The organism is Streptomyces sp. NPDC004647 (assembly GCF_040609575.1).
Taxonomy (GTDB): domain Bacteria; phylum Actinomycetota; class Actinomycetes; order Streptomycetales; family Streptomycetaceae; genus Streptomyces.
The window spans coordinates 1-7341 of sequence record NZ_JBEXKU010000092.1 but is presented as its reverse complement, the minus strand read 5'-3'; the positions used below and the strand labels follow the sequence as shown (position 1 = coordinate 7341).

Below are 7341 nucleotides of genomic sequence, written 5' to 3'. Positions count from 1 at the left end.
CGGTCCCCACCCGGTTCCTCACCCGGTCCTCGCCCGGTCCCCACCCGGTTCCTCACCCGGTCCTCACCCGGCCTCACCCGGTCCTCGCCCGGTCTCTCGCCTCCGCCGATCCCGCGCGCGCTTGACCGCGGGAGTCGGACCACGCGAGCCGCATCGGCTCGTACCGGAACAGCGCGAGCCGGGACCGGCGCTGACGCACGGTCAGCCGCCCAGTTGCCCGTAACGAGATGACAGGCGCCGGGCGCCCTCCTCCGTCAGGGAGCCGTGCAGGCGCAGCCGCGCGATGCCGCCGTCCGGGAAGATGTCGATCCGTACGTGGGTGGCGGCCGGGGCCGCGGCCAGGACGAAGCGGTGCACCGTGTCGGGCTGGAGCCGGGTACGGGGCAGCAGCTCGGTCCAGGCCGGGGACGAGTGGTCCGACGGGTCCGCGTCGTCCGAGGCGTCAAGCGCGTAAAGGGCCGCCCAGCCCGCCGAGTTGCCCTTCAGATAGCCGGTATCGATCTCGACGGCGCGGATCACGGACTGTTCGGTGAGCGAGTAGCGGACCCAGTCGCTTCCCTTGTCGCGGCGGCGGCGGGTCTCCCAGCTGTCGTTCATCTGCCGCGACCGCCCGGGCCGGATGGTGTTGGCCGGCGGCGAGAAGAAACGGTCGGAGGCGTCCTGCACGGCGCCGCCGTTCTCCAGCGCCACCACGTCGAAGGTGCCGAGCGCACCGAGCCAGGCGGGGTCGGGAACGACCTCGCCGTGGACGCGCAGCCGGGCGATGCCGCCGTCCGGGTGCTGCTTGACGCGCAGGTGCGTGAAGCGCTGCTCGACATCGACGGTGAAGCCGTTCGCCGCGTGGCCGCCGATGACCGTACGGGGTACGAGTCCGGTCCACTTCACATCGTCGGCGAGCAGTTCTTCCGGGGAGGCGGTCCCGGAGACGGCCGTCGCCTCGACGCTCACCGCCTGCGGGTAGTTGCCGCGGAAGTGCGCGGTGTCGACGACGATGCCGCGGATGACGCCCGGGGCGCCGAGCCGTACCAGGGCCCAGTCGTGGTCGTCCGCGGCCGGGTGCGGCTGCGCTGCGCCGGCGCCGCGCCTGCGCCGGGTCTCCCAGCCGTCCATGATCTTGCCCTTGTGCCCGAAGTCCTCCGGGTCGAAGTGGGCGGGCCCGGGGAGGAGGAGGTTCTCGCGCTCGGCGAAGAACTCGTCGTTCGCGGCGATGACACTCGCCCCCAGCCGGCGGTCGGCGAGGTCGGCGAGGTGGCTGAAGGGGAAGTCGGCGGTGCGGTAGTCGGCGTACGGGTCCCCGCCGCCGTACGGGCCTGCGTCACCGGTGAAACGGGCCACCTCTGCTGATGCACGCTGTTCCGCGGTCATGCTGATCGCTGCCTCTCGAGAAGTCGGCCAGTGGGTTCGGTGGTCGTGCCGTGGTCGGCGATCCGCCGCCCGCGCAGCCAACTGGACCGCAGCACGCCGTGCAGGGTGCGCCCGGCGTAGGCGGTGACCTGGTTGCGGTGGTGCAGCGACGCGGGGTCCACGGTGAAGGTGTCCTCGGGCGCGAGGACCGCGAAGTCGGCGTCGCGGCCCGCTTCGATGGCGCCCTTCCCGCTCAGCCCCGCCAACTCGGCGGGGACGGTGGACATCCAGCGGACGACGTCCTCCAGGCTCCGGCCGCGCGCCCGCGCCTCGGTCCAGACGGCGGGCAGTCCCAGCTGGAGGGAGGAGATGCCGCCCCAGGCCTGCGCGAAGTCGCCGGTGTCGAAGCGCTTGAGGTCGGGCGTGCAGGGTGAGTGGTCGGAGACGATGCAGTCGATCGTCCCGTCGGCCAGGCCCTGCCACAGCGCGTCCTGGTTGGCCGCCTCGCGGATGGGGGGGCAGCACTTGAACTCGGTGGCGCCGTCCGGAACTTCTTCGGCGGTGAGGGTCAGAAAGTGCGGGCAGGTCTCGACGGTGAGCCGTACGCCCTCGCGCTTGGCGGCGGCGATCATCGGCAGCGCGCCGGAGGAGGACAGATGGAGCACGTGCACGCGCGCGTGGAGCCTCCGCGCGAGGGCGATCAGCCCTTCGATGGCGGTGTTCTCCGCCTCGCGCGGGCGGGAGGCAAGGAAGTCGGCGTAGCGGGGGCCCGCCTGCTGGGGCGCGCTCTCGATGAGGTGCGGGTCCTCGGCGTGGACGATGAGCAGTCCGTCGAAACTCGCGATCTCGCCCATGGCCTCCGCCAGTTCGGGCGGGGAGAGCGGGGGGAATTCATCCACGCCGGAATGCAGCAGAAAGCACTTGAAGCCGAACGCGCCCGCGTCGTGCAGGCGCCGCAGGTCCTTGGTGTTGCCGGGGACCGCGCCGCCCCAGAAGCCGACATCGACATGGGACCTGCCGCGCGCGGCGTTCCTCTTGAGGTCGAGGTGGTCGACAGTGGTGGTGGGCGGGACGCTGTTGAGCGGCATGTCGATGAGCGTGGTGACACCGCCCGCCGCGGCGGCGCGGGTCGCGGAGGAGAAGCCCTCCCATGCGGCGCGGCCCGGATCATTGACATGCACATGGGTATCGACGAGACCGGGGAGCAGGGCATCGTCGCCGAAGTCCTCGAGCCGGGCCCCGGCGGGCGACCCGGCGTCGTACGGCAGGACGGCCGCGATCTTCTCGCCGGACACGGCGACGGCTGCCGGACGCATCCCCTCGGGGGTGATCACGCGCGTCGAGCGCAGTATCAGTTGCACCTCGGACACCCCAGGGCCTCCTCGCAGCTTCCACCAGCAGACTTCAACGTTCTGTTGAAGCGAGTCTTCACTCCGCGCCCGCCGCCGTCAAGAGCGGCTCCGACCCTCCACGAGCCGGGACGGACAACGACGGCCGCACTACGGTCCCTTCCACGAAAGAGAAACCGAATTTCGCGCAGCGGAACGCAGTGACGTCCAATGGATGCATGGACGATCGGTCGCCGACCGGCCCTCCCATCGGCAAAACAGCCTGTGACCGGCGAGAACGCTGAGTCGGAACCGATGTGGAGATCGCCGGGGCCCGGTAGGCTTCCCCTTTGCCGGTCGAGCCGCGGCGTCCGCACCTGCGCGGTGGTCGGCCCCACCTGCCCCGAAAGGAACCGCGACGTGCCGCCGCCCAACGACAGCACCTCCGCAGCCGCCAGGCCCGCGACGACGGGCGGCGTGCAGTCCCTCGAGCGCGCCTTCGACCTGCTCGAGCGGATGGCCGATGCCGGCGGCGAGGTCGGGCTGAGCGAGCTCGCCACCAGCAGCGGGCTGCCGCTGCCCACCATCCACCGGCTGATGCGCACCCTGGTGGCCAGCGGATACGTGCGGCAGCAGCCGAACCGGCGCTATTCGCTCGGCCCCCGGCTGATCCGCCTCGGCGAGAGCGCGTCCCGGCTGCTGGGCACCTGGGCACGGCCGTATCTGGCGCGGCTGGTCGAGGAGACGGGCGAGACCGCGAACATGGCGCTGCTCGACGGCGACGAGGTGGTGTACGTCGCGCAGGTTCCCTCACGGCACTCGATGCGGATGTTCACGGAGGTGGGCCGCCGGGTGCTGCCGCACTCCACGGGCGTCGGCAAGGCGCTGCTCGCGGACACCCCGGCGGAGCAGGTACGGGCGCTGCTGGCGCGTACCGGAATGCCGGCCGCGACCGAGAAGACGATCACTACGCCGGAGGGCTTCCTCGAAGCGCTGGACCAGGTGCGCGAGGCCGGCTACGCGGTGGACGACAACGAGCAGGAGATCGGGGTCCGGTGCCTCGCCGTCTCCGTGCCGGACTCCCCGACCGCCGCCGCCATTTCGATCTCGGGTCCGGCCGGGCGGGTGACCGAGGCGGCCACGGAGAAGATCGTGCCGCTGCTTCAGCAGGTCGCGGCCGAACTGTCGGTCACGCTCGCGAGCAACGGGACCGGCACGGGGACCGCGACCGGGACCGGCAACGTCGGCAACAACGGGAACAGCGGCTGAGCACAGGCCAGGACCCGCCGACCGCCCGACGGCACAGCCCGTATGGCGCACAGCCCGCACCGCTCGAGCGGTACGTACCGCTCGAGCGGTCCGCACTGCTCGTCCGGCTCGTACGGCCAACTCCGGGCCGTTCAGCCGCCGGAGCGCGGACGCGGCAGATCACCGAAGCTGTCGATCACCTGGCGCATCTCGCTGAGAGCCGGTGCCAGCGCGCTCACCGAGCCGAGCGCACCCGCGACCAGCAGCAGGGAACGCCGCAGCCGGGGCACTTCGTGCGTCCCGGCACGCATCATCGCGTCGAGGGCCGCGAGCTCCTCCTCCGCCACACCCCGGTCCGACAAGTCCGCCGGGTGACTCGCGAGTTCGCGGCGCAGCCGTGACACGGCCGCACACAGCTCGGCCACCCGCGGATCCTCCGTCCGCCGGCCCTGGCCGCTGCCGACCACTCGCCTCTGCTCCACTACTACGGCGCCCTCCACTGCCGCGGTGCCCGCCGACCAGCCGCGGACCGACCCCTGGCTTCGCCCCAACGGATTCTCCCCCTCCGGGTTCAGGCCCGACCCCACGGCGCGTTCCCCCAACGCGAGAGGCCGCGGATCAGTTAACGCCACTCTCCGCACCGAGCGCCACACAGAGGGCGAAATTCGGCCCACAATCCGCCCACCGGATGAAGCGGTGCGGCGCGTCACGGTGTCGCCCGATGCGGTATGCAGGGGCGCATGGGACCTTCACCGACGCAAGGCCGGGGCGCACCCGTCGCCGGGCTGCTGCTGGCCGCCGGTGGCGGGCGGCGGCTGGGCGGCCGCCCCAAGGCCCTGCTGGACTTCCGGGGACGGCCGCTGGTCGAGCACGCGGCGGCCGCCCTGCGGGACGGTGGCTGCGCACCGCTGCATGTGGTGCTGGGCGCCTCGGCCGCCACTGTGCGGGCCCGGGCCGATCTCCCCGGCTGTGTACTGATCGACAACCCCGACTGGGCGCAGGGCATGGGCAGCTCGCTCCGGGCCGGCCTGGAGTCCCTCGCCGGCAGCGGCGCCCGGGCCGCGGTCGTGGCGCTGGTGGACCAGCCGGGGATCGGCGCGGACGCGGTCGCCCGCGTACTGGCGCGCTACGCGTCGCCGTCGAGTCTGGCCGCGGCGTCGTACGAGGGACGGCGCGGTCACCCCGTACTGTTCGGCGCCGACCGCTGGCCGGAGGTGATCGCGAGCGCGGTCGGCGACCGTGGCGCGCGGGGCTATCTCCGGGCACACGAGGGGGAGATCACGCTCGTCGACTGCTCGGACATCGCGTCGCCCGAGGACATCGACACCCCGGAGGACCTGAGGCTGCTGGGCTGACCGCGGGTCACGGGCGTGCGCTCACGAGACCCCCGCGCCGCCGGCGGCCTCCGGGGGGCGGACCCGGAATCCGGGCGCATCCGGTGGGCGGCCCTGTCCAGTTGTCCGGATCCACGGCGTGGCGCGGCGGCGGGGTGGCACTGGGAGCCATTCGGGCGTCCCTCGGCCACCCGAAGATTCTCTCGACATCAACAGACCTTGTACTTCCACCATGAGGAAACTACTCTCCACTGGTCAGAGCGCCCTGAACCTCAGACGGAGCCCGCGACCGCTTCTCCGACCAGCGGCACCCCGTGCCGCCGACCGGAGATCCCGCGGCCCTCCGGGCACCGCCCGCCGAATGGAGTGACAGCCCATGTCCGCACCAGCGCCGTCCCCGCTGGCCATCGTCGACGCCGAGCCTCTGGAGCGGCAGGGGGAGGTTCTGACCGAGGCGGCACTCTCCTTCGTGGCCGAGCTGCACCGCCGGTTCACCCCCCGCCGCGACGAGCTCCTCGCCCTCCGCAAGGAGCGCCGCGCGGAGATCGCCCGGACGAGCAGCCTGGACTTCCTCACCGAGACCGCGCACATCCGCGAGGGCGACTGGCAGGTCGCCCCGGCGCCCGCCGCGCTCGATGACCGGCGCGTGGAGATCACCGGTCCCACCGACCGCAAGATGACCATCAACGCCCTCAACTCGGGTGCCCGGGTCTGGCTCGCCGACTTCGAAGACGCCTCGGCTCCCACCTGGGAGAACGTCATCCTGGGCCAGCTCAATCTGATCGACGCCTACGAGCGCCGGATCGACTTCGCCGGCCCCGAGGGCAAGACGTACGCGCTGAAGCCCGCCGAGGAACTCGCGACGGTGGTGACCCGGCCGCGCGGCTGGCATCTGGACGAGCGGCATCTGCAGCTCGACGGCCGCGCGGTGCCCGGCGCCCTCGTGGACTTCGGGCTGTACTTCTTCCACAACGCCCAGCGCCTGATCGACCTCGGCAAGGGCCCGTACTTCTACCTCCCGAAGACCGAGTCGCACCTGGAGGCCCGCCTCTGGAACGAGGTCTTCGTCTTCGCGCAGGACTACGTGGGCATCCCGCAGGGCACCGTGCGCGCCACCGTGCTGATCGAGACGATCACCGCCGCGTACGAGATGGAGGAGATCCTCTACGAGCTGCGCGACCATGCGTCCGGGCTCAACGCGGGCCGCTGGGACTATCTGTTCTCGATCGTCAAGAACTTCCGTGACGGCGGGCAGAAGTTCGTCCTCCCGGACCGCAACGCGGTGACCATGACGGCGCCGTTCATGCGCGCCTACACCGAACTGCTGGTCCGTACGTGCCACAAGCGCGGCGCGCACGCGATCGGCGGCATGGCCGCCTTCATCCCCTCGCGCCGGGACGCCGAGGTCAACAAAGTCGCCTTCGAGAAGGTCAAGGCCGACAAGGACCGGGAGGCCGGCGACGGCTTCGACGGCTCGTGGGTCGCGCACCCGGACCTGGTGCCGGTCGCCCGCGCCTCCTTCGACGCGGTGCTCGGCGAAAGACCCAACCAGAAGGACCGGCTCCGTGAGGACGTGCACGTCACGGCCGGTCAGCTGATCGATGTCGCCTCGCTGGACGCCAGGCCGACCTACGGCGGCCTGCGCAACGCCGTGCAGGTGGGCATCCGTTACATCGAGGCCTGGCTGCGGGGACTGGGCGCTGTCGCCATCTTCAATCTGATGGAGGACGCCGCCACCGCGGAGATCTCCCGCTCCCAGATCTGGCAGTGGATCAACGCGGGCGTCGTCTTCGAGAACGGCGAGACGGCGACCCCTGAGCTGGCCCGCAAGGTCGCCGCCGAGGAACTCGCGGCGATCCGCGAGGAGATCGGCGAGGAGGCCTTCGCGGCGGGCAAGTGGAGCGAGGCCCACGACCTGCTCCTCCGGGTCGCGCTCGACGAGGACTACGCGGACTTCCTCACCCTGCCCGCATACGAGCTGCTCGGCTGACGTCCGGCGTGGGGGGGGGGGGCCCGGGGCCCCCCCCCCCCCCCCCCCCCGGGCGAAAACCGGGCCCCCCCCCGCCGCCCCACCGACCCCCCCCGGA

Annotated in this window: 6 protein-coding genes; 3 read left to right on the top strand and 3 right to left on the bottom strand. The window is 72.1% G+C overall.

What is annotated here, in order from left to right; translation table 11 throughout:
- Positions 1-201: 201 nt before the first annotated feature.
- The gene (gene alc / locus ABZW18_RS29285) at positions 202-1365 is read right to left on the bottom strand and encodes an allantoicase (RefSeq protein ID WP_356193187.1); all 1164 of its coding nucleotides are present in this window, start codon (positions 1363-1365) and stop codon (positions 202-204) included.
- A complete protein-coding gene (gene allB, locus ABZW18_RS29280; protein WP_356193184.1) occupies positions 1362-2714 on the bottom strand; it encodes an allantoinase AllB in 1353 nt (450 codons plus the stop codon). The genes alc and allB overlap by 4 nt, the downstream gene beginning before the upstream one ends.
- Before the next feature lie 378 nt (positions 2715-3092).
- Between allB and ABZW18_RS29275 the strand changes: the two genes are divergently transcribed.
- Positions 3093-3941 (top strand): IclR family transcriptional regulator, encoded by an 849-nt coding sequence (locus tag ABZW18_RS29275; protein ID WP_356193182.1) that lies wholly within the window; start codon positions 3093-3095, stop codon positions 3939-3941.
- Positions 3942-4072: 131 nt separating this feature from the next.
- Here ABZW18_RS29275 and ABZW18_RS29270 read toward each other — a convergent pair whose 3' ends face one another.
- Entirely contained in the window at positions 4073-4402 is a 330-nt protein-coding gene (locus ABZW18_RS29270) for a DUF5955 family protein (RefSeq protein WP_356193221.1), read from the bottom strand.
- 258 nt (positions 4403-4660) lie between these two features.
- Here ABZW18_RS29270 and ABZW18_RS29265 point away from each other — a divergent pair, with 258 nt between their 5' ends.
- Positions 4661-5275, top strand: a complete 615-nt coding sequence (locus ABZW18_RS29265) for a nucleotidyltransferase family protein (protein WP_356193179.1) — start codon at positions 4661-4663, stop codon at positions 5273-5275.
- A 355-nt stretch (positions 5276-5630) separates the two neighbouring features.
- Complete coding sequence (gene aceB / locus ABZW18_RS29260; protein ID WP_356193177.1) at positions 5631-7244, top strand: malate synthase A; 1614 nt, start codon at positions 5631-5633, stop codon at positions 7242-7244.
- The last annotated feature ends 97 nt before the right edge of the window (positions 7245-7341 follow it).